We start from the raw sequence: 24,334 nt of genomic DNA, 5'->3' as shown, positions 1-24,334 counted from the left end.
CCGCGTCTATGCAGCCGGCGGCCCCCTGGACCGCACGGCGCGTCCTCTGGTCGAGGCCAGCTCCGCGAAGCTGGGGGCCATCCACATTCTTTACGTGCCGGGCGAAGGCGGCGCCAAGGGCTCGAACATGGTGGCCCAGGCCACGGCCCAGGACCGCTTGCTGCTGATGGGCGCGGCCGCCACGCACGCCGTGCTGCCCTGGCTGCAGCCCCAGCTGGGCTACGACCCGCTGCGCGACTTCCAGCCGCTGGTGCTGGTGGCGCGCATGCCCAATGTGCTGGTGATGCGCAGCGATCTGGCGCGCCAGTGGCGCATACGCACGGCGCTGGACCTGCAGCGCTTTCTTGCCAAGCACCGCCAGCCGCTGCGCTATGCCTCGGGCGGGCCGGGCAGCAGCGGGCACCTGTCGGGCGAGATGTACCAGATGCTCACGCGGCTGCCGCTGCTGCATCTGCCGTTTGGCGGAACGCAGCCGGCGCTGTCGGCCCTGCTCGACGGATCGGCCGATCTGCTGTTCGACAGCCTGGCGTCCTCGCTGCCGCACATCCGTGCAGGCCGGCTGCAGGCCCTGGCCGTGACCACGCTGGAACGCGTGCCGCTGCTGCCCGAGGTGCCCAGCCTCAACGACACGGTACCGGGCTTCAACCTCGCCAACTGGTTCGGCCTGTTCGCGCCTGCCGGCTGGCCCGCCGACCTGGCCCAGCGCCATGCCGCCGTGTTCTCGAAGGCCATGCGCAGCAGTCCGGTGCAGGAAACGCTGACCGCCATGGGCGTGCTGCCCGAAGACCTTCAGCTGCAGGAGTTCGCGCGCTTTGTGCGCTCCGAGCACAGCAAATACGGCCTGCTGGTGCAGGCCGCCCGAATCCGCCAGCTCTGAGCCGCGCAGGTGCCTTGCCTGCCCCCGGCCCGGGGCAGCAATGACAAGATCCCTGGAGAGCACCATGATGAGCACCGCAGCGACCCCCACCTCGTCCCACGTACCCGCCCACGCCCCCGGCGTGGCACCCGTGGTCTACGGTCAGGCCGACCGCCCGCCGCGCGGCGACTACAGCCGCGCCAGCGACGACTACACCTGCGCGCAGGACTACGACGCTTACACCGAGGCCGACCACGACACCTACCGGCGCCTGTACGAACGCCAGTCCGCCCTGCTGCCGGGACTGGCCAGCCAGCACTTCATCGACGCCCTGCCCTCGCTGGGCGCCAAGGACCGCATTCCGCGCTTCGAGGAAGTCAACGAGCGCCTGCGCCGCGGCACGGGCTGGGAGATCGTCGGCGTGCCGGGCCTGATTCCCGAGGTGCCCTTCTTCTCGCTGCTGGCCAACCGCAAATTCCCGGTCACGGACTGGATCCGCAAGCCCGAGGAGTTCGAGTACATCGTCGAGCCCGATGTCTTCCATGACCTCTTCGGCCATGTGCCGCTGCTGTTCAACCCCGTCATCGCCGACTATATCCAGGCCTATGGCCAGGGCGGGCTCAAGGCCGCCGAGCTGGGCGCCTGCGAGATGCTGTCGCGCCTGTACTGGTACACCATCGAGTTCGGGCTGATCCGCGAGCAGGGCGGCCTGCGCGCCTACGGCGCGGGCATTCTGAGTTCTTCGGGCGAGCTCAACTACTCGGTGCGCAGCCCCGAGCCGCAGCGCCTGCCGCTGTCGCTGGAGCGCGCCATGCGCACGCTCTACAAGATCGACACCTACCAGCACACCTACTTCGTGATCGACGACCTGCAGCAGCTGTTCGACCTCACGGCCGCCGATTTCGAGCCGCTGTACCGCCAGCTGCGCGATCAGCCGACCATCGCGGCCGATGCGCTGCTGCCCGGTGAAGTGGCCCTGCAGACTTCCGCGTCCTGAAGCCGCTCGCGCAGCTCCAGGCAAAAGCGCCAGACGCGCTCGTCGAACACCAGCTGCACATGGGCCACATCGTCCAGGCGGTGCGCGTGCTGCCCTGGCAGCGTGGCCACGGGGAAGGGAAAGACGATGTTGTCGCAGCAGCTCCACCAGCAGCTGAAGGCCACCTCGGGCGGCGGCGGCCCCAGGCGCTGCAGCCAGGGACTGTCCTCGCGCATCTGAAGCGCCGGCAGGCCCTGGGCGAAGCGCGCCATCCAGGTGCCGCGGTGCGGCGTGGCCAGGGTCACCACATGGGCAGCCAGTTGCCGGCGCTCCTGCGCGGACAACCGGCCCAGCCAGGCACGCACCACCAGTCCGCCCATGCTGTGGGCCACGATCAGCGGCGCCCGCCCCGTGGCCTGGACCATGCGGCGTGCGCAGGCATCGAGGTCGGCCACCATGGCGTCGATGGATGCGCCGTGCGCCGGCTCCAGCGTCATGGCCGCGCAGGCAATGCCGCGTTCCTTGAGCCGCCGCAGCCATGGCGCCCAGACCGCGCGATTGCAGAAGAAGCCGTGGACCAGCACCATGCCGACCTGGCCTGTGACCGGGCTTGAGTTTTGTCCTGCGGCCGGGTCACCTGGCCAGCCATCGGCCTCGGCATGGACCCGGAAGGGCAGGCGCCAGCCAAACACCTGCACGGCCAATGCCCACTCGGCGAGCCAGGCTGCCGCCACCGTGCGCCAGGCGGGCACGGATGCGCCGGCCTTGCGCACCACGCGGCGCATCAACACCATCTGCAGGCCCAGATGCAGGCCCGGCCAGCACAGGCCCGGCAGCGCTCCTGCCAGCGCCAGCCCGCGCGATTCCGGCCACCACCATGCCAGCCAGGCCATGGCGCCGGCCAGCGTGCCCAGCGCCACCATTTGCAGAATGCGTGCGTTCACGGCAGCCCGCCCTCCCTGAAAAAACGCCAACGTAGCACAGAGCGGCCGCACTTTCTCGGGGACGCCGGCCCCTGCCTAGGACAACCCCGCGTAGACCGCAAAGCACCCGCCTGACCAGAATCAGCCGCAGCGGTGGCCGGCCGACCGGCGCCTGCCCCTTTGCCGTTCCCCTGTCTCACCAGCAACCCAAGGTACCCTGCATGGACGCTGCGCCCTGGCTCAAGAACTATCCCGCCGATGTGCCCCACGAGGTGCATCCCGAGCAATACCGCTCGCTCACACACCTGCTGGAGGAGGCCTTCACCCAGCATGCGGACCTGCCCTTTTCGGTCTGCATGGACCGCTGGATGAGCTACCGCGAGCTGGACCAGCTGTCCACCCGCCTGGGCGCCTGGCTGCAGGGACTGGGTCTGGAGCCCGATGCGCGCGTGGCCATCATGCTGCCCAATGTGCCGCAGTTCGCCGTGAGCATGGCGGCCGTGCTGCGCGCCGGCTACACCTGCGTCAACGTCAATCCGCTGTACACCCCGCGCGAGCTGGAGCACCAGCTCAAGGACTCGGGCGCCACGGCCATCATCATCCTGGAGAACTTCGCCCACACCCTGGCCGACGTGATCGAGCGCAGCGCCATACGCCATGTCTGCGTCACGGCCATGGGCGATCTGCTGGGCGGCATATATGGCAGCTGGATCACCTTCGCCGTGCGCCACCTGGCCAAGATGGTGCCGGCCTACAGCCTGCCGCTGGACGGCGAGGGCGGCACGGTGCGCGAGGTCACGACCTTTTCCCAGGCGCTGGCGCGCGGCGCCCAGAAAGAGCTGCGCCCCAGCCAGGCGGGACTGGATTCGGTGGCCTTCCTGCAATACACGGGCGGCACCACCGGGCTGTCCAAGGGTGCCGTGCTCACCCACCGCTGCATCGTGGCCGCCACGCTGCAGGCGCATGCCTGGTTCACGCCGGCCCTGCACGGGCGCGTCAGCGCGCAGGACACGCACATCATCGCGGCGCTGCCGCTGTACCACATCTTCGCCCTCACGGTGAGCCTGTTCGCCATGCGCATGGGGGCCAGCCTGAGCCTGATCCCCAATCCGCGCGACATCCCCAAGTTCGTCAAGGTGCTGCAGAAACGGCCCTTCCACATCCTGCCGGCCGTCAACACCCTGTTCAACGCCCTGCTCAACAACGCCCAGTTCCGCGAGCTGGACTTCTCGCAGCTGCGCGTGTCGCAGGCCGGAGGCATGGCCGCCAGCGAGGGCACGGCGCGCCAGTGGCAGCAGGTCACGGGCAGCGTGATGATCGAGGGCTGGGGCATGAGCGAGACCTGCGCCATCGGCACCAACAACCCCGTCACCGCCACCGCCTTCAGCGGCACCATCGGCCTGCCGCTGCCGGGCATCTCCATCGCCATCAAGGACGACGAAGGCCGCGATCTGCCCATGGGAGAGGCCGGCGAGCTGTGCATCAAGGGCCCCAACGTCATGCGCGGCTACTACAACCAGCCTGACGAGACCGCCAAGGCCTTCACGGCCGACGGCTACATGCGTACCGGCGACATCGGCGTGATGGACCAGGAAGGCTTCACCCGCATCATTGACCGCAAGAAGGACATGATGGTGGTCAGCGGCTTCAACGTCTATCCGAACGAGCTGGAGAACGTGATCTCCATGTGCCCCGGCGTGCTCGAATGCGCGGCCGTGGGCGTGGCTGACGAGCGCCAGGGCGAGGCCATCAAGGTCTACGTGGTGCGCAGCGACCCGGCGCTGACCGAGGACCAGGTCATGCGCTTTTGCCATGACCAGCTCACCGGCTACAAGCGCCCGCGGCAGGTGGAGTTCCGCGACGAACTGCCCAAGACCAATGTAGGCAAGATCCTCAGGCGCGCCCTGCGCGATCCCGCCTGAAATCCGGACAGCCGCAGCTGTAGCCCACGCGTCAGCCGTGGCTGCCTGCGGCTGTTAGCCTTGGGAAAGGCTTCTCCCCTCATGACCTCCTTCGCCCCCACAAGCGCCACCGCTGCGCTGCCCTGCGGCATGACCGTGCTGGAGCGCGGCTGGCTGTCGGCCAACAACATCGTCTTCGCGGCCGACCCTGCCGATCCGCAGGACGACGGCGCAGCCGTGGTCGATACCGGCTACGTCAGCCATGCCGATCAGACCGTGCTGCTGGTCGAGCAGACGCTGGCTGGCCAGCCGCTGGCGCGCATCCTCAACACCCATCTGCACAGCGACCACTGCGGCGGCAATGCCGCACTGCAGGCGCGCTGGCCGCAGGCCCGGACCTATGTCGCGCCGGGGCAGGCCGAATTCGTGCGCCACTGGAATCCCGAGGCGCTGAGCTACACCCCCACCGGCCAGGAATGCCCGCCATTTGCGCTGACCGGCGTACTGCAGCCCGGCGCCAGCGTGCGGCTGGCCGGGCGCGACTGGCAGATCCATGCCGCGCCGGGGCATGACCCGCACTCCATCATCCTGTTCGAGCCCGCCAGCCGCACACTGATCTCGGCCGATGCGCTCTGGGAAAACGGCTTCGGCGTGGTGTTTCCCGAAATCGAGGGCCTGCAGGCCTTCGAGGAAGTGGCCGCCACGCTGGATGTGATCGAGGCCCTGGCACCGCTCACCATCGTCCCCGGCCACGGCGGCGTTTTCACGGGCGTGGCCGCGGCGCTGGACACGGCGCGCCGCCGCCTGGACGGCTTTGTGCGCGCCCCCGAGCGCCATGCCCTCTACGCGGCCAAGGTGCTGCTCAAGTACCGGCTGCTGGACTGGCAGCGCGTGCGCACCACTGAACTGCTGGCCTGGCTGGACGCCACGCCCTACTTCGGCATGCTGCATACAGGCTATTTCAGCCACGAGACCGCCGAGCACTGGAGCCGCACGCTGGTGGATGCGCTGGTGCAAGCGGGCGCGGCGCAGCGCGAGGGCGAATGGGTTCACAACGCCTGAACGAAACAGATCCGCGATAGGCGCAAACCACGCCAATCACATCACCGGCCGCAAGCACTGCGCAGCTGCGGCACCACGGGCAGCATCTTCATCGACCGCGTGCGCAACCTGGGCAGCCCGATGCGCGACACCTTCAACATCGAGGACATCGAGATCGTCAAGGGCGCCTCGGGTTCCGAGTACGGGCGCAGGCGCCCTGGCGCCCGCCAATCTCTACGATCCCGGCGTCAGCGATGCGATCACGGGCCAGGACATCCGCTATGCCGGCCAGATCAACGAAGGCCACACCAAGACCCTTGCGCTGTACGCCTTCATGGCCTGGGAGCTCAGCGCGAACCTGAGCCTGCAGCTGAACGTCTACAACCTCGCCAACCAGCGTTACATCGCCAGCCTGAACAGCGACGGCGCGCGCCACATCCCGGACGGGGCGCGCTCGGCCAGGCTGGTCGCCGCGCTGAAGTTCCGAGACAGGGCTGTTGCTGGGCGGCAACGGCCATCCATTCACTTATCAGATTATTCTTATATTTTTATTAGGAATCATTACCATTCTCAATCCAGGCAAAACTGCCTGATCCAGCCAGCACCGGCAAGCCAAGACAGCTCTCCAGCCGCCCGCGCAACGCCGGCCAGCAAGCCAGCATGTTCACTGCCCATCCCGCTTTCCGTTCAACCATGGCGAACTCCAACTCGTACATCAAAAGCCGCAAACACGACAGCGCTGGCCGCTCGCCGTCGGCCGGCATCATCGCTGCAGCCGCGGCCCTGGCCACCCTGGGCCTGCCGGCCGTGGCCCAGACACAGACGCCCAGCGCCAGGACCGCACCCAGCCTCAAGGAAGTGACCGTCGAAGGCTCGCGCAGCACCGGCTACGAACCCGCACAGGTCTCCTCCCCCAAGTTCACGCAGCCGCTGGTGGACACGACGCAGACCATCTCCGTCATCAAGGAGCAGGTGCTGCAGGAACAAGGCGCCACCACGCTGACCGAGGCGCTGCGCAACGTGCCCGGCGCCGGCACCTTCTACGCGGGCGAGAACGGCAACACCAGCACGGGTGATGCCATCTACATGCGCGGCTTCGACACCTCCAACAGCATCTATGTGGACGGCGTGCGCGACGTGGGCTCCATCTCGCGCGACGTGTTCAACACCGAGCAGGTGGAAGTCACCAAGGGCCCCGCCAGCACCGACTACGGCCGCAGCGCGCCCACCGGCGCCATCAACATGGTCACCAAGCAGCCCAGCCTGGCCGACAGCTTCGGCGCCTCGCTGGGCGCGGGTTCGGGCAGCTACAAGCGCTCCACCGTGGACTGGAACAAGAGCCTGACCGGCATGGGCGGCGCGGCCTTCCGGCTCAACGCCATGGTGCAGGACGCCGGCGTCGCCGGCCGCGACCGCGTGGCCAATGACCGCTGGGGCATCGCACCGTCGTTCGCCTTCGGACTGAACACCGACACGCGCACCTACCTGAACGTGCTGCACGTCAAGCAAAGCAATGTGCCGGACGGCGGTGTGCCCACCATCGGCCTGCCCGGCTACAGCAACACCGATGCGCGCCTGAACGCGGGCCGCCCCGTGGACCCCAGCCGCTTCTACGGCACCAGCGCCGACCACGACGACGTGACGGCCGACATGGTCACGCTGCGCGTGGAGCACGACTTCACGCCCGACACCACGCTGCGCAACACCACGCGCTGGGGCCGCACCAAGCAGGACTACCTGCTCACGGCCTTCATGACGCTGTCCAGCAACAACAGCAGCAATCCCGCCGACTGGACCGTGTCACGCAGCCTGCCGACCTTCAAGAACCAGGTCAACGACATCGTCACCAACCAGACCAACCTGACGACCAAGCTGGCGACAGGCAGCGTGCGGCACGAGCTGAGCACCGGGGTGGAGATCACGCGCGAAAAGCAGAGCAACTACGGCACGGGCACCACGGGCGCCTGGCCCAATGCCAGCCTCTATGACCCGCAGGTGCCCAGCTCCGGCCTGAACTGGTCGCGCAACGGCGCCGACAGCAAGGGCTCGACCGACACCTTTGCGCTGTACGCCTTCGACACGCTCAAGTTCAACGAGCAATGGCAGGCCAACGCCGGCCTGCGCCTGGACCGCTACAAGACGCAGTACGACGCACGCGCCGTCTGCGGCGGCCGCAGCGGCCCGGCCTGCGGCAGCAATCCTGCAGGCACCGTGCTGCCCAGCGCCGTGGGCCTGGAGGCCTCCGACACCCTGCTGAGCTGGAAGGTCGGCGGCCTCTACAAGCCCGCGCCCAATGGCAGCGTGTACGTGAACTACGCCCTGTCGCAACAGCCACCGGGCGGTGCCAACTTCACCCTGTCCACGACCGCCAACAACGCCAACAACCCCAACATGGACCCGCAAAAGGCCAAGACCGCCGAACTGGGAACCAAGTGGGAGCTGATGGACAAGCGCCTGCTGCTGACAGGCGCGCTGTTCCGCACCGAGATCACCAACGAGATCGTCACCAACCCTGACGGCACCGTGGGACAGACCGGCAAGAAGATCGTGCAGGGCCTGGAGCTGGGCGCCACGGGCCAGATCACACCCGCCTGGGGCGTGACTGCCGGCTACACGCTGCAGGACACCAAGGTGGACACGGGCGCCACCGTGGCGCAGGACGGCTCCAGCGGCCTGACCTATACGCCCAAGAACGCCTTCTCACTGTGGACCAGCTACCAGTTCCCGTTCGGCCTGACGCTGGCTGGCGGGGCGCGCTACTCGGGCGGACTCAAGCGTGGCACCGACGGCGCCGTGGGCACGCCCAACTTCACCGATGCCTACTGGGTCTTCGATGCCATGGCCAGCTACCGCATCAACAAGAACGCCGACATCCAGCTGAACTTCTACAACCTGTTCGACAAGGAGTATGTGGGCGCCATCAACAAGAGCGGCTACCGCTATTTCCCGGGCACGCCGCGCTCCGTGCGCGTGTCCGCGAACTTCCGCTTCTGAGTGAATGCAAGACGGGCCGCCGCACCGGCCTAGCCGCGCGCAGAGCGCCGACAATCCCAGTACCGCCCCGGCCCCGCCGGGGCTTTTTCCATGCGAGGAGGATCCGCACCATGATGCTGCACATTCCCGACGTGCTCACGCGCCAGCAGGTCACTGCGATCCGCACAGCCATCGACGCCGCCGACTGGGTGGATGGCCGTGCCACGGCGGGCAGCCAGGGCGCCCGGGTCAAGCGCAACCGCCAGTTGCCCGAAGACTCGCCCGTGGCACTGGAGCAGGGCCGCACCATCGAGCAGGCGCTGGCGGCCAATGCGCTGTACTTCAGTGCCGCCCTGCCCGCACGCACCATGTTGCCGCTGTTCAACCGCTATGCGGACAGTGAAACCTATGGCCTGCACGTGGACGGTGCGGCGCGGCGCCTGCCAGGCGCGCAGCAGTGGATGCGCACCGATGTGTCCTGCACCCTCTTCCTCTGCGATCCCGAGGACTACGACGGCGGCGAGCTGGTCGTGGTGGACACCTACGGCACGCACGAGGTCAAGCTGCCGGCCGGCGACCTGATCCTCTACCCCTCCACCAGCCTGCACCGCGTGGAGCCCGTCACCCGGGGCGAGCGCGTGTGCGCCTTCTTCTGGGCGCAAAGCATGGTGCGCGACGACACACGCCGGGCCATGCTGTTCGAGATGGACCAGACCATCCAGCGCCTGCGCGAAAAACTGGGCGAGACCGATGAAACCCTCAGCCTCGCGGGCCAATATCACAACCTGCTGCGCATGTGGGCCGAGACCTGAGGGATCGGATCGCTTCAGGGCTTGTGCTTTTCCGCGCAGCCGATCAGGTGGTTGTAGCTGTTGGACATGCACTGGTACATGGCCTTGGAGCGGCCCGTGGCGGCCTGACAGTCGGCCACGGTGGCGTGCGTGCGCGCCTCGCGGAACTTGCCCGCGGTCGCATCGAACTGCGCCTGCGTGATGTAGCCGCCCTTGAGGTTCTTCTGGCCGTTCTCGACCATGGTGTCCACCTGGCTGCGGATGTTGTCCACGGCGGCTGCGCAGTTCAGCGGCACCTCCTTGGAATCGACCTTGCTCAGGCCCTTGGCCACGCCGTCCGCCAGCTCGCGCACCTGCTTGGGCAGCTTCTTCGTGCCGTCGGGATTGCGCTCTTCGCCAAACCGGCCCGAGCCTGCGCCCGAGCTGCCATTGGGCGAGACCTTGATCTGGCCGGCATCGGCCTGGTCGACGGGTAGCTGCGAACCATAGTGCGTGCGCCCTTCGGCATCCACCCATTTGTAGACGGGCTGCGCCGCCGCCGTGCACGCCCATGCAAGACCCAGCGCGACCCAGGCCGCGCGGCTCCCTGTTGTTGTCATTCTTGAAACCCCTGCGGTATCCGGGGCCGCGGCATGCGGCCCGCCAGTCGGTAACCAAGTGTAGCGCCGACAGGCATCGCCGCACCCCGCAGGAATGTCAAGTGCGGCTCAGGGCAGATCCTTGCTGGGGTCGGGCGTGGCCGCATCACGCGGACCAATGGTGCCCAGGCGGCTCTTGAGCGACTGGGGCTGGCCCGTGATCAGCGCCGCGTAGTTGGTGGTGTTGGACAGCACCTTCTTCACATAGTCGCGCGTCTCGGTGAAGGGCACGTTCTCGGCCCAGATGGCGGCGTCGAGCACCGGGCCGTTGCGCCAGTTGCGCGGGCGGCCGGGGCCGGCGTTGTAGCCGGCCGCAGCCAGCGCCATGGAGCCGTCGAAATCGTCCAGCGCCAGCTTCAGATAGGCGGTGCCTATGGTGATATTCACATCGCGGTCATTGATCATGGACGGGGAAAAGTCCGTCATGCCGATCTTGCGCGCCGTCCAGCGGGCCGTGGCCGGCATGACCTGCATCAGGCCCGAGGCGCCTACGCCCGAGCGCGCATCCATGATGAAGCGGCTTTCCTGGCGGATCAGTCCATAGACGTAGGCCGGGTCCAGGCCGATGGAGCGCGAGCGCGCCAGCACCGTGTCGTGGAAGGGCATGGGAAAGCGCTGGCTCCAGTCGGCAAAGCTGCGGGTGCGCTCGCTGGTGTTGATGCAGCGGTCCCAGACCTGCTGCTGGCAGGCCAGGTCGGCGGCGGCCAGCAGTTCGCGGTCGTTCATGCCGCCGGCCTGGTGCAGGTTGGTGGCGTAGTTCCATTCACGCACGCCTTCGCTGCGCAAGCCGTTCTGGATGGCGTAGAGGCCGCGCACCAGGCTGGGGTTGGCGCGGGCGGCGGCCTTCTCCTGTGCCGTGGGCGGCGCAGGCGGCGGTGGGGCCGTCACGCGCTGGCCGATGTCCTCCAGCGCCAGCTGCTCGTAGAAACTGCCGGGGCCGGCCATGTCCTCCAGCAGCTGGCGCGCCTCGGAGCGCTCCTGCTCGCTGGGGCGGCCCGACAGCAGGGCGCGGGCCTTCCAGTAGGTCCATGTGTGTTCGGTGCGCTCAGGCCCCATGGCGTCGATGGCGCGGCGCACCGTGCGCCAGTCGCCTGCACGCAACGCGGCACGCACCTTCCAACCCAGCAGTTCGTCGCTGAGATCGCCGTCCTTGCGCACCTTGCCGAAATAGGCCGCAGCCTCGGGCTGCAGCTTGAGCGCGGCCTGCTTGCCGATCACGCCCCAGGCCCAGTTGTTCTCCTCGGCCGTCAGCCGGGCACCCCAGCCGCCTTCCAGCTGGGTGGCCGCCGCCGCCGGGTCGCTGGACGCCATGCGGATCAGCGCCAGCAGCGCCAGTTCCTTGGGCACGGCACCGCGCACGCGCGTCTGCCCGGCAAGGTATTTCGCCGGCGAGGCGAATACCTGCGCCACCTGGGGCAGGGCCTCGGGCGCGACGATGGCCACGGCATCGCGCGTGGCCTTCTGGCGATTGGCCTCGGCCGACTGGCGTGCCTTGCGCCAGACTTCGAGCTCGCTGATCTGCTTGGCTGCGTACAGCTCGCCGGCAGCATAGGTGCAGCCGTCGTCGGCGTCGCGCTGGGCCCACCACAGGTCGCGGACCTGCTGGCCAAGATTGGCGGCAGGCTGGCCCTTGAGGTTGTCGATCAGCAGGGCATAGCAGTTGACGGAACGGTCATCGCGCATGCGAAACGCCCCGTGCACCTGATCGAACATGCCCCAGTCGCGCCGCTGCCCCAGCAGCAGCAGCCAGTCATTGCGCAGCCGGTCTTCCTGGTAGGTGCCGGGCCAGCGCTTGAAAAACCCCAGAATCTCGTCGGCACTGGCTTCTTCGAGCCGGGCCTTGAGTTCCCAATAGGCGGCCCAAGGTTCGAGCACATGGCCACGCGCAGAAGGCAGCAGCTGCGTGAGCTTGGCCTTGTCGCCCTTGCGAAAGGCCTGCTGCATTTCCAGCAGGACGTCGTCGCCACGGTTTTGCGCCAGCGCAGGCGTGGCTGCGGTGGTCCAGAGGGAAGCCGCCAGAAGCGGTGTCAAAATCTTCAGCCAGTGCATGGAGGAAATTATCTGATGGACAAAGCAGCCCTGCGCCGCAGCTTGATAGACCAGCGCCTCAACCTTCCCGACCGATTGCAGCGCGCCGACGCGCTGCAGCAGGTCATGCGCTTTTGGCTGATACAGCGGCCCGACAGCATCATCGGCGCCTATTGGCCGATCAAGGGGGAGTTCGACCCGCTGCCAGCGCTTCACCGGTGGAAGGAAGATGGCGAGCTACAGGGTACCCCACAAAGACGCCGCATCGGATTGCCCGTGATCGACAAGCAGCGTAAGACACTCAGCTTTCACGCCTGGTACCCGGGCTGTCCCATGGAAGAGGATGCCTATGGCATCCCCAAGCCCAAGGACACCGAAACCCTCACCCCCACCCTGCTGTTCGTGCCCTGCGTGGGCTACGCGGCCGGTGGCTACCGCCTGGGCTATGGCGGCGGTTTCTACGACCGCACCCTGGCCGAGCTGCAGCCCAGGCCCTTCACCGTGGGCCTGGGCTACGGCTGCGGCTATGTGGACGAGTTCGAGCCCGAGCCGCATGACCTGCCCCTGGACGCCATCTTGAACGACCACGGAGTCGTCTGGCCGGTGTAGAACAAGCACCCCCTGAGGCGCTGCACGCCTTCCCCCTCTCTGCCCGCTTCGCGGGGGAGGGGGACGACACCCTCACTGCGGGGCGGCCCTTGCTCGGTGTCCCTCGCTTTTGGCCGCGCCGGTTTCTAGCGCTGTGCTTCTTTAGTTTGCTGTCTCGCGCTGCGCCTGCCATTGATGCCAGCCGCGGGCTCGCAGGTCGCAGGCGGGGCAGGTTCCGCAGCCGTAGCCCCAGTCGTGCAGCGTCTCGCGCGTGCCCTGGTAGCAGGTGTGGGTGTCGCGCTGGATGAGGTCCACCAGGGTGTCGCCACCCAGGTCGTGGGCCATTTGCCAGGTCTGGGCCTTGTCTATCCACATAAGCGGGGTTTCGATGCGCAGGCGCCGCTCCAGGCCCAGGTTCAGGGCGAGCTGCATGGCCTTCATGGTGTCGTCACGGCAGTCGGGGTAGCCGGAGTAGTCGGTTTCGCAGACGCCGGTGACGATGACCGACAGGCCGCGACGGTAGGCCAGCGCGCCGGCCAGGGTCAGGAACAGCAGGTTGCGGCCGGGCACGAAGGTGTTGGGCAGGCCGTCGGCCTGCATGGCGAAGGCCACGTCCTCGGTCAGGGAGGAGCCGCCGATCTGCTGCAGCACGTCCAGCGAGAGAACATGGTCGTCACCCAGGCGCGGTGCCCATTCGGGAAAGTCCCTGGCCAGCCGCTCGCGCACCTGCTGGCGCACCTGCATTTCCACGCTGTGGCGCTGGCCGTAGTCGAAACCCAGGGTCTCGACGCGCTCGTACATCGACAGTGCCTGCGCCAGGCAGGTGGTCGAATCCTGGCCGCCGGAAAACAGGACCAGCGCAGCCGTGTGGCGCCCCGCTGGCGCCTGGGGGGAAGAGCTATCGTTTTGCATGGCACGCATTAGAGCGCGCCCAGGCAGCGCCCGGCTCCTACATGGGTTTTCCTGCCATGCTTGCTAAGCTGTAGGGCCTATCGCGGAGGTTGCGGCCATGCTCACGCTCTATATCGGCAACAAGAATTACTCATCCTGGTCCATGCGCCCCTGGGTGCTGATGCGCCAGGCCGGCATCGCTTTCGAAGAGGTCATGCTGCGCTTTGACAGCTTCGAGGAGCAGTCCGCCTTCAAGCAGCGCGCCCGCGCGCTCTCGCCCTCGGGCCGCGTGCCCGTGCTCATGGATGAAGGCATGGCCATCTGGGACAGCCTGGCCATCTGCGAGTACCTGGCCGAGAAATTCCCTGAAAAGCACTTGTGGCCCACGCTGGCCCTGAACCGCGCCCGCGCGCGCAGCCTCTGCGCTGAGATGCACAGCGGCTTCGGCGCCCTGCGCTCGCTGTGCCCGATGAACATCGAGGCCCAGCTGCCCGAGGTCGGCGCGCGGCTATGGGCAGAGAACGTCGCACTGCGCGACGATGTCCAGCACCTGTCCGAGCTGTGGCAGCCGCTGCTGTCCACGGCCAGCGGCCCCATGCTGTATGACCAGTTCAGCATCGTCGATGCCTTTTTCGCGCCCATGTGCATGCGCCTGACGACCTACGAGCTGCCGCTGGCCCCGGCCATCGACGCCTACGTGCGCCGCGTGCGCGCCTTGCCGGGCGTGCAGGACTGGGTGCAGGGCGCACTGGCCGAGCACGATTTCCGGCCGTTCGAGGAGCCCTACCGCAGCGCGCCTGCGGCCGGCTGAGCGGCGCACCAGCAAAAGTCGGAGCACTGCTGCGCTGGGGTGGGCGCGGCCTGCGCAATGCCGCGGTTGCGGAGCCAGTGCAGCGGCCGTCCGGCTGGCGCTGCTTGAGTTCGTCTCCAGAAAGAATCAGGAAGAAAGCATGCGCTCGGCACTCCATCGGTGCGTGGAGGCAGCCCGCCATCATGTCACCGCCAAGGCCCTACCATTGCGGCATGAGCGAATTTCAGGTGTACATGGTGGGCGGCGCAGTGCGCGACCGTCTTTTGGGGCGGGCCGTGCATGACCGCGACTGGGTGGTGGTCGGCGCCACGCCCGAACAAATGTCCGCGCGCGGCTTTCTGCCAGTGGGGCGGGACTTCCCGGTCTTCCTCCATCCCGAGACGCACGAGGAATACGCGCTGGCGCGTACCGAGCGCAAGAGCGGCCTGGGGTACCGGGGTTTCGTCGTGCAGGCGGCGCCCGATGTCACGCTGGAGCAGGATCTGGCCCGGCGCGACCTGACCATCAATGCCATGGCCGCTCCTGCGGACTGGGATGGTGAAAGCGCCATCACCGACCCCTACCACGGCCAGGTCGATCTTCAGGCCCGGGTGCTGCGCCATGTGACCGGGGCCTTCCGCGAAGACCCGGTGCGCATCCTGCGCGTGGCGCGCTTCGCGGCACGTTTCCACGAATTCACGGTGGCGCCGGAAACCATGGCCCTGATGCGGGAGATGGTGGCCGCCGGCGAGGTGGATGCCCTGGTGCCCGAGCGCGTGTGGCAGGAGATCAGCCGTGGCCTCATGGAGCGCCGCCCCTCGCGCATGTTCGAGCTGCTGCGCGAGTGCGGTGCGCTGGCCGTGCTGCTGCCCGAGCTGGAGCGGCTGTGGGGCGTGCCCCAGCGCGCCGAGTACCACCCCGAGGTCGATACCGGCGTGCACGCCATGATGGTGCTGGACATGGCCGCACAGCTCGACGCCCCCCTGCCCGTGCGATACGCCTGCCTGGTGCACGACCTGGGCAAGGGAACGACGCCGGCCGATGTGCTGCCGCGCCACATAGGCCATGAGCAGCGCAGCGCCCGGCTGGCCGAGAAAGTGGGCGAGCGTCTGCGCGTGCCCACGGACTGCCGCGAACTGGGCGACGTGGTGGCGCGCGAGCACGGCAACATCCACCGCAGCGGCGAACTCAACGGCGCCGCCATCGTCCGCCTGCTGGAGCGCTGCGACGCCATCCGCAAGCCCGCGCGCTTCGAGCAGGCGCTCATGGCCTGTGAGTGCGATGCACGCGGAAGACTGGGTTTCGAAGACCGGCCCTATCCCCAGCGTGCCCGCCTGCGCGATGCGCTGGCCGCAGCGCTGTCCGTCTCCACCTCTGACATCGCCGCCCAGGCCGCCGCGCGCGGCAAACAGGGCAAGGCCATAGGCGAGGCCGTGCAGGCGGCACGCGCGCAGGCCGTGGCCGATTGGCTGGCGCAGGCGGCCTGAGCGCAAAGGCCGCCACACACGGGAATCAGGCTCGCGCCACGGGCAGGACCAGTCGCAGGCACACGGGCTGCTCGCCTCCTGCCGTCAACAAGGCCACGCTGCCGCCCAGCCGCTCGGCGATGCGCCGCACCAGGTACAGCCCCAGCCCGGCGCCGGGCCGGTGCTGGGCGTTGCGGCCACGGTAATACCTTTCGAACAACTGGTCCTGGTCCGCCTGGGCAATGGGCTCTGCCGGATTCGAGACCTGGATCTCCAGACCCTCGCCCTGCCTGGTCACGTCCAGGCGGACCGATTCGCCCTCGGGCGTGTGGCGGTCTGCATTGGCCAGCAGATTGCGCAGCGCGATGCGCAGCAGGCCGGCATCGGTGATCAATTGCTGCGTGCCCCCGCCCAGTTGGCAGACGATGCGGCCGGGCGCAAAGTCCAGGCACAAGCCATCCACCAGCGCATGCAGGTCGCACGGCTGCAGGCGCGGCTCGGCATGGGGTTGGGGGTCGGCCATGCGGTCGTCGGCCAGGCAGTCGTCCACCAGGGCCAGCAGGCGCTGGGCGGCTTCGCGGATGTTGCGGCTGCGTGCCAGCGTCTTGTCGGGCGGTGCAGCCAGATTGCGCGCCAGTTGCTGCGCACTGGTCAGGATGATGGCCAGCGGCGTGCGCAGCTCGTGCGAGACCATGGCGACAAAGTCGCGCTGCTCCTGGCGCACCCTGCGCTCCAGCGCCAGCGCCTCGCTGAGTTCGCTTTCGCGCAACTGTCGCTGCCGCAGTTCCGCCTCCAGCCGGACCTGCTCGTGCTCTCGAATGCGGCGCCTGCGCTCGTATCCGCCGATGATCCAGCCACTGAGTAGCAGCATGTGCGCCATGGTGCCCAGCGCGGACGCATGCGTGGACACCAGCGCGGTCAGCGCGTTCATGGGCAGCCAGCCCAGGTTGCGCAGGAAAGAGATCAGCACGCCGGCATAGAAGATGCCGAACGCCAGCATGAAGAACCGTGCCGGGGCGTGGCCGCGCCGCCACAGCCAAAGGGCGAATGCGAGAAAGCCCACGGTCAGCGGCAGGGTCATGGCCTGCACCGGGACCATGCCCGCCGAGTAGTGCCCCGACACCACCAGCAGCATGCAGCACAGGCTGAACAGCCACAGCAGCGGCACGATCTGGCGCACCAGCCGCGGATACAGCGATGCCAGCTCCAACTGCCTGCAGGCCAGTTGCATGGAGATCGCCAGGGCGCCGGCAATGCCGCATCCCAGCAGGCGGTCGCTCCAGAAACCCGGCAGGCCCGTCAACTGCTGCACCAGCCCCAGCGATACCACCTCATTGAGCACGCAGACGCTGAGATAGGCCAGAAACAGGCCGCTCACCGGAGCCCGCGTGCCCAGCCAGAACACCAGTTGCACGCCAATCAACAGCAGGTACAGCCCGAAGTACAGGCCGAACGAGAGGGCCTCGCGCCGCGTATGGTTGTCGAACGCCAGTCGCTGCCACAGATCGATACGGGTGACGAGCGCGTTGCGCGCACGCAGGCGCACCAGCAACTCGTATGACCCGGCGGCAGCAGGTTCGAACTGGAATGCGGGACTGCGGTAGTCCACCGGCCAGGCGTGACGCGGAATCTCTTCGCCGCTGCGCCCCAGCAGCTGCCAGGGGCCGCCAGGCCGGCGCACATGGACCTCCACCTCATCGAGCAGGGCATTGCCCAGCAACAGCATCCAGCTGCCGGGCTGCTGCACCTGCAGCGGCATGCGCAGCCAGACCGCCGCCTGCGTGAAGCTGGCGTTCAGGTGCCCTGGCATCGCCTTCCACCCGGGCGCCAGGTCGGCCTGCCGGACATCGAGCAGGCCCGAAGCGTCATCGAGCCGCTGCCACTGCCCTGCGGTCTCCTGCATGGGCACATCGGGGTCCAGCACGAGGGTCCGGGCCTGGAGCAGCAGTGGGCACAGCAGCCAGGCCAGCACGATGAGGGTTGCACGGTAATATCGCATCTGAAGTCCACCACGGGGCCGCCAGCGTACACCAGCTGTCTGCGCTGTCACCCGCCTGCCCTCCTCCCAGTCCATGCTTGATGTGATCCTGCTCGAAGACGAGCCCGTGCTGCGCCATGAACTGGGCGACTTCCTCGAATCCCTGGGCTATGCACCGCAGTGCGTGGCCAGCCTGCAGGAGTTCGACCGCCATTTCGATGCGCGGCGCCACCGGCTGGCCATCATCGACATCGGCCTGCCCGACGGCAACGGCCTGGCGCTGATCCAGCGCCTGCGCCAGCAGGGCCAGCAACTGGGGATCATCGTCTTCAGCGCGCTCAACAGCAGCGCCAACCGCATCGACGGCCTGGAGATCGGCGCCGACCACTACCTGGGCAAAGGCTGCGATCTCGACGAGCTGGAAGCCACCCTGGCCGCCCTGGTGCGGCGCCTGGGCCTGCAGCAGCGCCAGGCGCCGTGGCTGCTGCAGCTTGGCCCCAGCCGCCTGCAGCCCCCCGCTTCGCCCCCTGTGGCGCTGTCACACCAGGACCTGCTGGTGCTGCACTGCCTGATGGGCAAGGCAGGGACCAGCGTCAGCCGCCGCCAGATCGTGCAGGCGCTGGGTGGAGACTATCTGGTCTACGACCAGCGCCGCCTGGACACCCAGATGCGCCGGCTGAGGCGCAAGGTGCAAGAGGCCAGCGGCCAGCAGTTGCCTGTCAAGACGCTGCGCAACAGCGGCTATTGCTTCTATCTGCCGGGTGAAGTGCAGGCCTGAGGGTGGGCCTGAAGGCACCCGGTCCTTGTGGCCCGGCAACCATCAGACGACCGAGCGCACCCAGCGCACGATCTCGCCGGCAGGCAGCGCGCCGGAGACACGGGCGATCTCGCGTCCTTCCTTGAACACCACCATGGTCGGGATGCTGCGGATGTTCCAGGGCGCGGCAGCGTGGGGGTGCGCCTCGGTATCGAGCTTGGCCAGTTGCACCCCGGGCGCCAGCGCCTGAGCCGCCTGCTCGAAGGCAGGCGCCATCATGCGGCAGGGGCCGCACCAGGGGGCCCAGAAATCGACCACCACGGGCACCTGGCTGCGCCCCACATGCCTGGCGAAGCTCTGCGCATCCAGCGCCACGGGCTGGCCGGTGACCAGCGGTTGATGGCAGCTGCCGCAATCAGGCGCGCTACCCAGCTGATCGACCGCAATGCGGTTGGTGGTGTGGCAATGGGGGCAGACGAAATGCAGCTTGTCGGACATGGGCGGCCTCTTGTTGGCGAGTCATGGGGGCAATTGCATGCATATACGGGCGCTGCGCCCATGCTTCAAGCCATGCTCAGACCAGCTTGGCGATCAGGGCGGCAATCACGCTGAGCAACACGGTGCTGGCAATGGGCAGAAAAATCACGCGACCGAACAGGCGAAAGCGGAAGTCGCCCGGCAGGCGGCCCAGGCCTATGCGTTCCAGCCAGGCGTGCAGGCCATTGAACAGCAGCAGGGCCAGAAAGATGACGAGGAGCCAGCGGATCATGGCGCCGAGTGTACGGCGGCGCGGGACCGGGCCATACAGAGTACACCGCGTCATGCACACGACATATGGACTGCCTACATTGCCGCTGTCCCCCCCCTCTTCATCGCCTCCAGGCCGACCACCACGAATTCGCCATGCAACGCAACCGCCGCCTTCTTCTTGCCGCAGCCCTGCCCGCCGCCTTGCTGATGACCGCCTGCGCCAGCGCACCTGCGCCGGCAGCCCGACCCGGCGCCATCGACAACAGCGCCCTGCAGCGCAGCGACTTCCGCGCGCACCAGGCCACCTATGGCCTGGTCTACCGCCTGCCTGCCGATGCCACGGCCATCCTGGACAGCCAGGTCGCACCCGTGGTGCACGAGCAGTTGCTGCGCCTGAAGCTGGTGGCCGAGGCCAACACCTTCAACCTGCCCCATGTCACCGTGGTGCATATCCACAGCGCCGATCCCTCCACGCCGCGCAAGATGCTGGCGGCCCTGCCGGCGCTGCCGCCCGTGCTGCAGGACGTTCACCTGAAGAATTTCTACACCACCGAGGCCGCCAAGGGGGCCGGCAAGCCCTGGTGGCTGGACCTGGGCATCGTCAAGTCGGGCCCGGCCTACGAGGCCATGATGGACTTCAACACCCGCGCCACCGCCGCCATGGCGCCGCTGCGCGACGGCCCGCTGCCGCGCGTGACGGGACCCGTCTATGCCCGCATGAACGACTCTGCCAAGGCCATGGTGCAAAGCGTGGGTGTCAGCGGCATCAACCAGGTGCAGGCCGGCAAGGAGGTGCGCAGCCACAACCCGCACAACACCCTGGTCTACAGCGAAGCCACCTTCACGCCCGAGATCGAGCGCGCCATGGGCGAGACCGCCGCGCGCCTGAACCGCATCCTGCCCGGCGGCTTCACGACCACGTTCGAGAACCTGTCCATCGTGGAGCTGGGCTTCTCTGGCAACGTCACGCGCGAGATCTACCGCATCAACCTCAAGGACCAGACGGTCCACGACGTCAGCAACGGCCGCAGCGTCCAGCGCTGAGGCAGGCGGGTCCCGGCCCGCTACAGGCGGTGCGTGCGGTCGCCGCGCACAAAGCCCATGGCGTCCCAGGGCTCCACGCCCTTGGCCAGGCCGATGACCTTGAACAGCTCGCCCATCTCGTGCTCCATCATCAGCTTGGTGGCCATGGCGCGCGGGCCCTGGGCCAGTGCGTCGAGCTTGGGGCCCAGGCCGCAGTTGATGAGGAAATGGGCCTGCGAGGTATAGCCCAGCACCTCGAAGCCCGCCTCCTGCGCGGCCACGGCCGTGCCCGTGAAGTTCACATGGGCCGTGATGTCCTTGAGGCCGACATCGGCCAGCGGATCGTCGTCCACCTTGTGCAGCCGGTGGCACACCAGGGTGCCCATGTGGCGCTGCGGGTGGAAATACTCGGATTCGCCAAAGCCGTAGTCGATGAAAAATGCCGCGCCGCGCGCCATGCGCTCGCCCAGCGTGCGAATGAAGGCCTCGCCCTGCGGGTGGATTTCGGTCAGGTAGTCGTGCTCGCCCTCGATGTCCATCGGCGGGCGCAGTGGCGTGGGCCTGTCTTCCCAGCCCAGGCTGCCGTCCGGCTGCAGCACCACGCCGCGCTCATGCCAGACACCTGCCTTGCGCACCAGCAGCTGCACGGGCATGGCATCCAGCACCTCGTTGCCGATGACCACGCCTTCGAGCCTATCGGGCAGGGCATCGGCCCAGTGCACCAGGCTTTCGTACTTCATCAGCCTGAGCTGCTGTCGCGCACGCAGCGTGCCCGACAGGTCGACGATGGTGTAGCGGTCCGGCCGCACGCCCAGGGCCGCCAGCTCGTCCAGCACCTGCAGCGCCAGCGCGCCCGTGCCGGCACCAAACTCCCAGACTTCGCGGGTGTGCGTGCGCTGCAGCGCCTCGGCCACCTGGGCGGCCAGCAGCTGGCCGAAGACCGGGGACATCTCGGGCGCGGTCACGAAATCGCTGCCCGACGATGGCATCAGCCCGAACTTGGCGGTGTCATTGGCGTAGTAGCCCAGGCCCGGCTCGTACAGCGCCAGGGCCATGAAACGGTCGAAAGCCAGCCATCCGCCCGAGGACGCAATCTCTTGCGCAATACGGGTTTGCAGGGCGGCCGTTAAAATTGAGGGTTCTGTCGTCACGATCCGTACATTGTCCTCGAATGTCCACACCTGCCCGAACACGCACAGTTTTGGTGACCGGCGCGGCCCGCCGCCTGGGGCGCGACATCGCGCTCGCGCTTGCCAGCGCCGGCTGGCAGGTGGCCGTGCACTACCGCGATTCCCACGACGAGGCGCTGGAGACGGCCGCCACCTGCGCTGAACTGGCCGGCGACAGCGCCGCCCTGGATGCCGATTTCTTCAACGAGGACTCGGTGCGCTCCCTGGTGCCGCGTGCCGTTGCGCACTTCGGCCACCTGGACGCCGTGGTCAACAACGCCTCTCTGTTCGAGCATGACGACGCCGGCAGCTTCAGCTACGTGGCCCTGGAAGCCCACCTGCGCAGCAACACCGGCGCGCCCATCCTGCTGGCCCAGGCGCTGCATGCCCATATCGAGGACCGCGTGGCGGCCGGCGAGGAGCATGCCAGCGGCGCCGTGATCAACATGCTGGACCAGAAGCTCTGGAACCAGAACCCCGATTTCCTCAGCTACACGCTGTCCAAAGCAGCGCTTGAGGCCGCAGGGACCATGCTGGCGCTGGCCCTGGCGCCGCGCGTGCGCGTGGTCGGCGTGGCCCCGGGCCTGACGCTGACCAGCCACATGCTGAGCCAGGAGCGCTTCGAGGCCCTGCACCGCCTCAGCCCGCTGGGCCGCTCGTCCAGCGCGGCCGACGTGGCCGCCACCGTGTGCTTTGCGCTGGACAACCAGTCCATCACGGGCACCACGCTGCTGGTCGATGGCGGCCAGCACCTGCAGCGCTTCGAGCGCGACTTTTCCATGATGTAGGCGCCTGCCCGCGCCCATCCCCACACTCCACGGCTTTTCCCCATGAACTCCGCCACCGGACAACAGATCCTGACGCTCACGGGTTTGCGTTTCGACGCCAACCTGGGCATCCTCGCCCACGAAAAACAGATGCCCCAGCCCATCCAGGTCGATGCCGAGCTGAGCCTGGGCACCCAACCGCTGGCTCCGCGCGACGACGACATCCTGCATGTGCTGGACTACCGCAAGGTGCGCCAGATCATCATCGATGAATGCACGGCCGAGCATGTGAACCTGCTGGAGAGCCTGATCGGCAAGCTGGCCCAGCGCCTGATGCAGCTGCCCGGCGTGATGGGCGTGCGCGTGAAGATCGCCAAGCTCGAAATTTTTGACGACTGCGAAGTGGCCATTCGCGTCGAGACAGGACAATGGTGAACCCCATGAACGCAGTGACCGACAACCCCTGGCTGGCCGAAGAAGCCGCCGCCGACGCCCCCGCAGACACCGCAGGCGGCAACCGCATCAAGATCGAGCGCGAGCAGATCAAGCTCGAAAAGCGCCTGTGCCGCGAGGTGGGCCGCGCCATCACCGACTTCAACATGATCGAGGAAGGCGACAAGATCATGGTCTGCATGTCGGGCGGCAAGGACAGCTACACGATGCTGGACGTGCTGCGCAAGCTGCAAAAGCGCGCGCCCGTCAAATTCGAGCTGGTGGCCGTGAACCTCGACCAGAAGCAGCCCGGCTTTCCCGACCATGTGCTGCCCGAGTACTTCAAGAGCATCGGTGTGGACTACCACATCGAAACGCAGGACACCTACAGCGTGGTCAAGCGCGTCGTGCCCGAGGGCAAGACCACCTGCGGCCTGTGCTCGCGCCTGCGCCGCGCCATCCTGTACAAGGTGGCCGACGAGCTGGGCTGCACCAAGGTGGCCCTGGGCCACCACCGCGACGACATCGTGCAGACGCTGATGCTCAACATGTTCTACGGCGGCCGCATGAAGGGCATGCCCCCGAAGCTGGTCTCGGACGACGGCAAGCATGTGGTGATCCGCCCGCTGTGCTACGTGCCCGAGAAGGACACCGTGCGCTGGGCCCAGTACCAGAACTTCCCCATCATCCCCTGCAACCTCTGCGGCAGCCAGGACGGCCTGCAGCGCGTGGCCGTGGGCGAGCTGCTGCGCGAGTGGGACAAGAAATTCCCGGGCCGCGTGGAAAGCATGTTCCGCGCCATGGGCCACATCGTGACCACGCACATGATGGACCCCGAGCTGCACGACTTCAAGAACGCCAAGGCCACCGGCATTGCCGACCCCAACGGCGACATGGCCTTCGACCATGAAGAGATGCCAGTGTCCGCATCGCTGCCCGGTCTGCAGGTGGTACAACTGTCGTCCTGACGGCTGAACCTATAACAATCGCCCCACTCCAACCAAGGCCCGTGCAAACGGGCCTTTTTTCGACCAAGGAGTACACCATGAAGCTGCGCTGCATCCATGTCCTGGCCATCGTGGCCACGGCCTTGCTCACCGGCTGCGCCAGCGTGCGCGAAGTCCAGAGCACCGTCCAGAGCTATTCCACGCTGGGCGCCCTGCCCGCGCCGCCCACCTACCGCCTGGAGGTCCTGCCCTCGCAACGCGAGGCGCAGACGCATTTCGCTGCCATCGAATCCCAGGCCCAGCAGGCCCTGGGCCGCGTGGGCCTGCAGCGCGACGACTCCCGGGCCAGCCTGATCGTGCAGATCGGCGCCGACGCCCGCTATGCGCGCGACTACGCCGCCTGGCCCTACTACGACCGCTGGGGCGGCCCGCGCTGGGGTTGGGGCCTGGGCTACGGGCGCGGCTGGGGCATGGGCTTTGGCGGCAGCTTCATGTTCGACGGCCCGCCGCTGGAGTACTACCGCGCCGTCAGCATCGTGATGCGCAACGCCACCACGCAGCAGATCGTCTACGAGACCTCGGCCCAGCGCCAGGATGTGTGGACCGACGACCCGGCCATCTTCGGCATCCTGTTCGACGCTGCACGCGG

Annotated in this window: 23 protein-coding genes; 15 read left to right on the top strand and 8 right to left on the bottom strand. The window is 67.7% G+C overall.

The features are described 5' to 3' along the window. Positions 1-877: Bug family tripartite tricarboxylate transporter substrate binding protein (locus tag L995_RS11400; protein ID WP_047471761.1), on the top strand; the 877-nt coding region annotated here is incomplete at its 5' end. A 64-nt stretch (positions 878-941) separates the two neighbouring features. Next, complete coding sequence (gene phhA, locus L995_RS11395) at positions 942-1,853, top strand: phenylalanine 4-monooxygenase (protein ID WP_047471760.1); 912 nt, start codon at positions 942-944, stop codon at positions 1,851-1,853. Here phhA and L995_RS11390 read toward each other — a convergent pair. After that, entirely contained in the window at positions 1,787-2,776 is a 990-nt protein-coding gene (locus L995_RS11390) for an esterase/lipase family protein (protein WP_047471759.1), read from the bottom strand. The genes phhA and L995_RS11390 overlap by 67 nt on opposite strands. A 200-nt stretch (positions 2,777-2,976) precedes the next feature. On the opposite strand from L995_RS11390, the gene L995_RS11385 reads away from it, so the two are divergent. From L995_RS11385 to L995_RS11365, 4 genes are all read left to right on the top strand, one after another. Next, the gene (locus L995_RS11385; protein ID WP_047471757.1) at positions 2,977-4,677 is read left to right on the top strand and encodes an AMP-binding protein; all 1,701 of its coding nucleotides are present in this window, start codon (positions 2,977-2,979) and stop codon (positions 4,675-4,677) included. Positions 4,678-4,758: 81 nt separating this feature from the next. Continuing rightward, positions 4,759-5,718 carry an MBL fold metallo-hydrolase gene (locus L995_RS11380; RefSeq protein WP_047471755.1) on the top strand — a complete coding sequence of 320 codons (960 nt, stop codon included), beginning with the start codon at positions 4,759-4,761 and terminating at the stop codon, positions 5,716-5,718. Between the two features lie 672 nt (positions 5,719-6,390). Then, entirely contained in the window at positions 6,391-8,691 is a 2,301-nt protein-coding gene (locus L995_RS11370; protein WP_047471751.1) for a catecholate siderophore receptor Fiu, read from the top strand. A gap of 110 nt (positions 8,692-8,801) precedes the next feature. Next, entirely contained in the window at positions 8,802-9,482 is a 681-nt protein-coding gene (locus L995_RS11365) for a Fe2+-dependent dioxygenase (protein ID WP_047471749.1), read from the top strand. Between the two features lie 14 nt (positions 9,483-9,496). Here L995_RS11365 and L995_RS11360 read toward each other — a convergent pair whose 3' ends face one another. Further along, positions 9,497-10,060: a DUF4124 domain-containing protein gene (locus L995_RS11360; RefSeq protein ID WP_046983872.1), complete on the bottom strand. Its 564-nt coding sequence runs from the start codon at positions 10,058-10,060 to the stop codon at positions 9,497-9,499. A gap of 108 nt (positions 10,061-10,168) precedes the next feature. Next, entirely contained in the window at positions 10,169-12,148 is a 1,980-nt protein-coding gene (locus L995_RS11355) for a lytic transglycosylase domain-containing protein (RefSeq protein ID WP_047471740.1), read from the bottom strand. Between the two features lie 15 nt (positions 12,149-12,163). Between L995_RS11355 and L995_RS11350 the strand changes: the two genes are divergently transcribed. Then, a complete protein-coding gene (locus tag L995_RS11350) occupies positions 12,164-12,736 on the top strand; it encodes a 5-formyltetrahydrofolate cyclo-ligase (RefSeq protein ID WP_016446506.1) in 573 nt (190 codons plus the stop codon). Positions 12,737-12,877: 141 nt separating this feature from the next. Here the strand turns inward: L995_RS11350 and queC are convergent, their stop codons facing one another. Then, the gene (gene queC, locus L995_RS11345) at positions 12,878-13,636 is read right to left on the bottom strand and encodes a 7-cyano-7-deazaguanine synthase QueC (RefSeq protein ID WP_047217753.1); all 759 of its coding nucleotides are present in this window, start codon (positions 13,634-13,636) and stop codon (positions 12,878-12,880) included. 88 nt (positions 13,637-13,724) lie between these two features. On the opposite strand from queC, the gene L995_RS11340 reads away from it, so the two are divergent. Together L995_RS11340 and L995_RS11335 are read left to right on the top strand one after the other, a co-directional pair. After that, complete coding sequence (locus tag L995_RS11340) at positions 13,725-14,417, top strand: glutathione S-transferase family protein (protein ID WP_047471738.1); 693 nt, start codon at positions 13,725-13,727, stop codon at positions 14,415-14,417. Positions 14,418-14,629: 212 nt separating this feature from the next. Continuing rightward, the gene (locus L995_RS11335; protein ID WP_047471736.1) at positions 14,630-15,883 is read left to right on the top strand and encodes a multifunctional CCA addition/repair protein; all 1,254 of its coding nucleotides are present in this window, start codon (positions 14,630-14,632) and stop codon (positions 15,881-15,883) included. 25 nt (positions 15,884-15,908) lie between these two features. Here the strand turns inward: L995_RS11335 and L995_RS11330 are convergent, their stop codons facing one another. Further along, positions 15,909-17,861 carry a sensor histidine kinase gene (locus L995_RS11330; protein WP_047471733.1) on the bottom strand — a complete coding sequence of 651 codons (1,953 nt, stop codon included), beginning with the start codon at positions 17,859-17,861 and terminating at the stop codon, positions 15,909-15,911. Positions 17,862-17,934: 73 nt separating this feature from the next. Between L995_RS11330 and L995_RS11325 the strand changes: the two genes are divergently transcribed. Next, positions 17,935-18,618 carry a response regulator transcription factor gene (locus tag L995_RS11325; protein WP_047471726.1) on the top strand — a complete coding sequence of 228 codons (684 nt, stop codon included), beginning with the start codon at positions 17,935-17,937 and terminating at the stop codon, positions 18,616-18,618. Between the two features lie 42 nt (positions 18,619-18,660). Here L995_RS11325 and trxC read toward each other — a convergent pair whose 3' ends face one another. Together trxC and L995_RS11315 are read right to left on the bottom strand one after the other, a co-directional pair. After that, positions 18,661-19,095, bottom strand: a complete 435-nt coding sequence (gene trxC / locus L995_RS11320) for a thioredoxin TrxC (RefSeq protein WP_016451857.1) — start codon at positions 19,093-19,095, stop codon at positions 18,661-18,663. Between the two features lie 76 nt (positions 19,096-19,171). Then, positions 19,172-19,366, bottom strand: coding sequence for a DUF2905 domain-containing protein (locus tag L995_RS11315; RefSeq protein WP_012203183.1), 195 nt, complete (start codon positions 19,364-19,366; stop codon positions 19,172-19,174). 134 nt (positions 19,367-19,500) lie between these two features. Between L995_RS11315 and L995_RS11310 the strand changes: the two genes are divergently transcribed. Then, entirely contained in the window at positions 19,501-20,391 is an 891-nt protein-coding gene (locus tag L995_RS11310) for a hypothetical protein (RefSeq protein WP_047471725.1), read from the top strand. A 20-nt stretch (positions 20,392-20,411) separates the two neighbouring features. On the opposite strand, the gene L995_RS11305 is transcribed toward L995_RS11310, so the two are convergent. Beyond that, on the bottom strand, positions 20,412-21,425 hold the full coding sequence (locus tag L995_RS11305) for a class I SAM-dependent methyltransferase (RefSeq protein WP_047471723.1): 1,014 nt from the start codon (positions 21,423-21,425) through the stop codon (positions 20,412-20,414). Positions 21,426-21,541: 116 nt separating this feature from the next. On the opposite strand from L995_RS11305, the gene L995_RS11300 reads away from it, so the two are divergent. From L995_RS11300 to L995_RS11285, 4 genes are all read left to right on the top strand, one after another. After that, positions 21,542-22,327, top strand: coding sequence for an SDR family oxidoreductase (locus tag L995_RS11300; protein WP_026062653.1), 786 nt, complete (start codon positions 21,542-21,544; stop codon positions 22,325-22,327). 42 nt (positions 22,328-22,369) lie between these two features. After that, on the top strand, positions 22,370-22,741 hold the full coding sequence (locus L995_RS11295) for a dihydroneopterin aldolase (RefSeq protein WP_016446516.1): 372 nt from the start codon (positions 22,370-22,372) through the stop codon (positions 22,739-22,741). Continuing rightward, positions 22,735-23,706 (top strand): tRNA 2-thiocytidine(32) synthetase TtcA, encoded by a 972-nt coding sequence (gene ttcA / locus L995_RS11290; protein ID WP_016446517.1) that lies wholly within the window; start codon positions 22,735-22,737, stop codon positions 23,704-23,706. Before L995_RS11295 ends, ttcA begins: the two co-directional genes overlap by 7 nt. Before the next feature lie 77 nt (positions 23,707-23,783). Further along, a partial coding sequence (locus tag L995_RS11285) for a DUF4136 domain-containing protein (RefSeq protein WP_047471721.1) occupies positions 23,784-24,334 on the top strand: 551 nt, incomplete at its 3' end.

The organism is Delftia sp. ZNC0008, from assembly GCF_000799035.1.
Classification (GTDB): domain Bacteria; phylum Pseudomonadota; class Gammaproteobacteria; order Burkholderiales; family Burkholderiaceae_C; genus Comamonas; species Comamonas tsuruhatensis.
The sequence above is the reverse complement of the archived record's forward strand: the minus strand, read 5'-3'. Positions and strand labels throughout refer to the sequence as shown.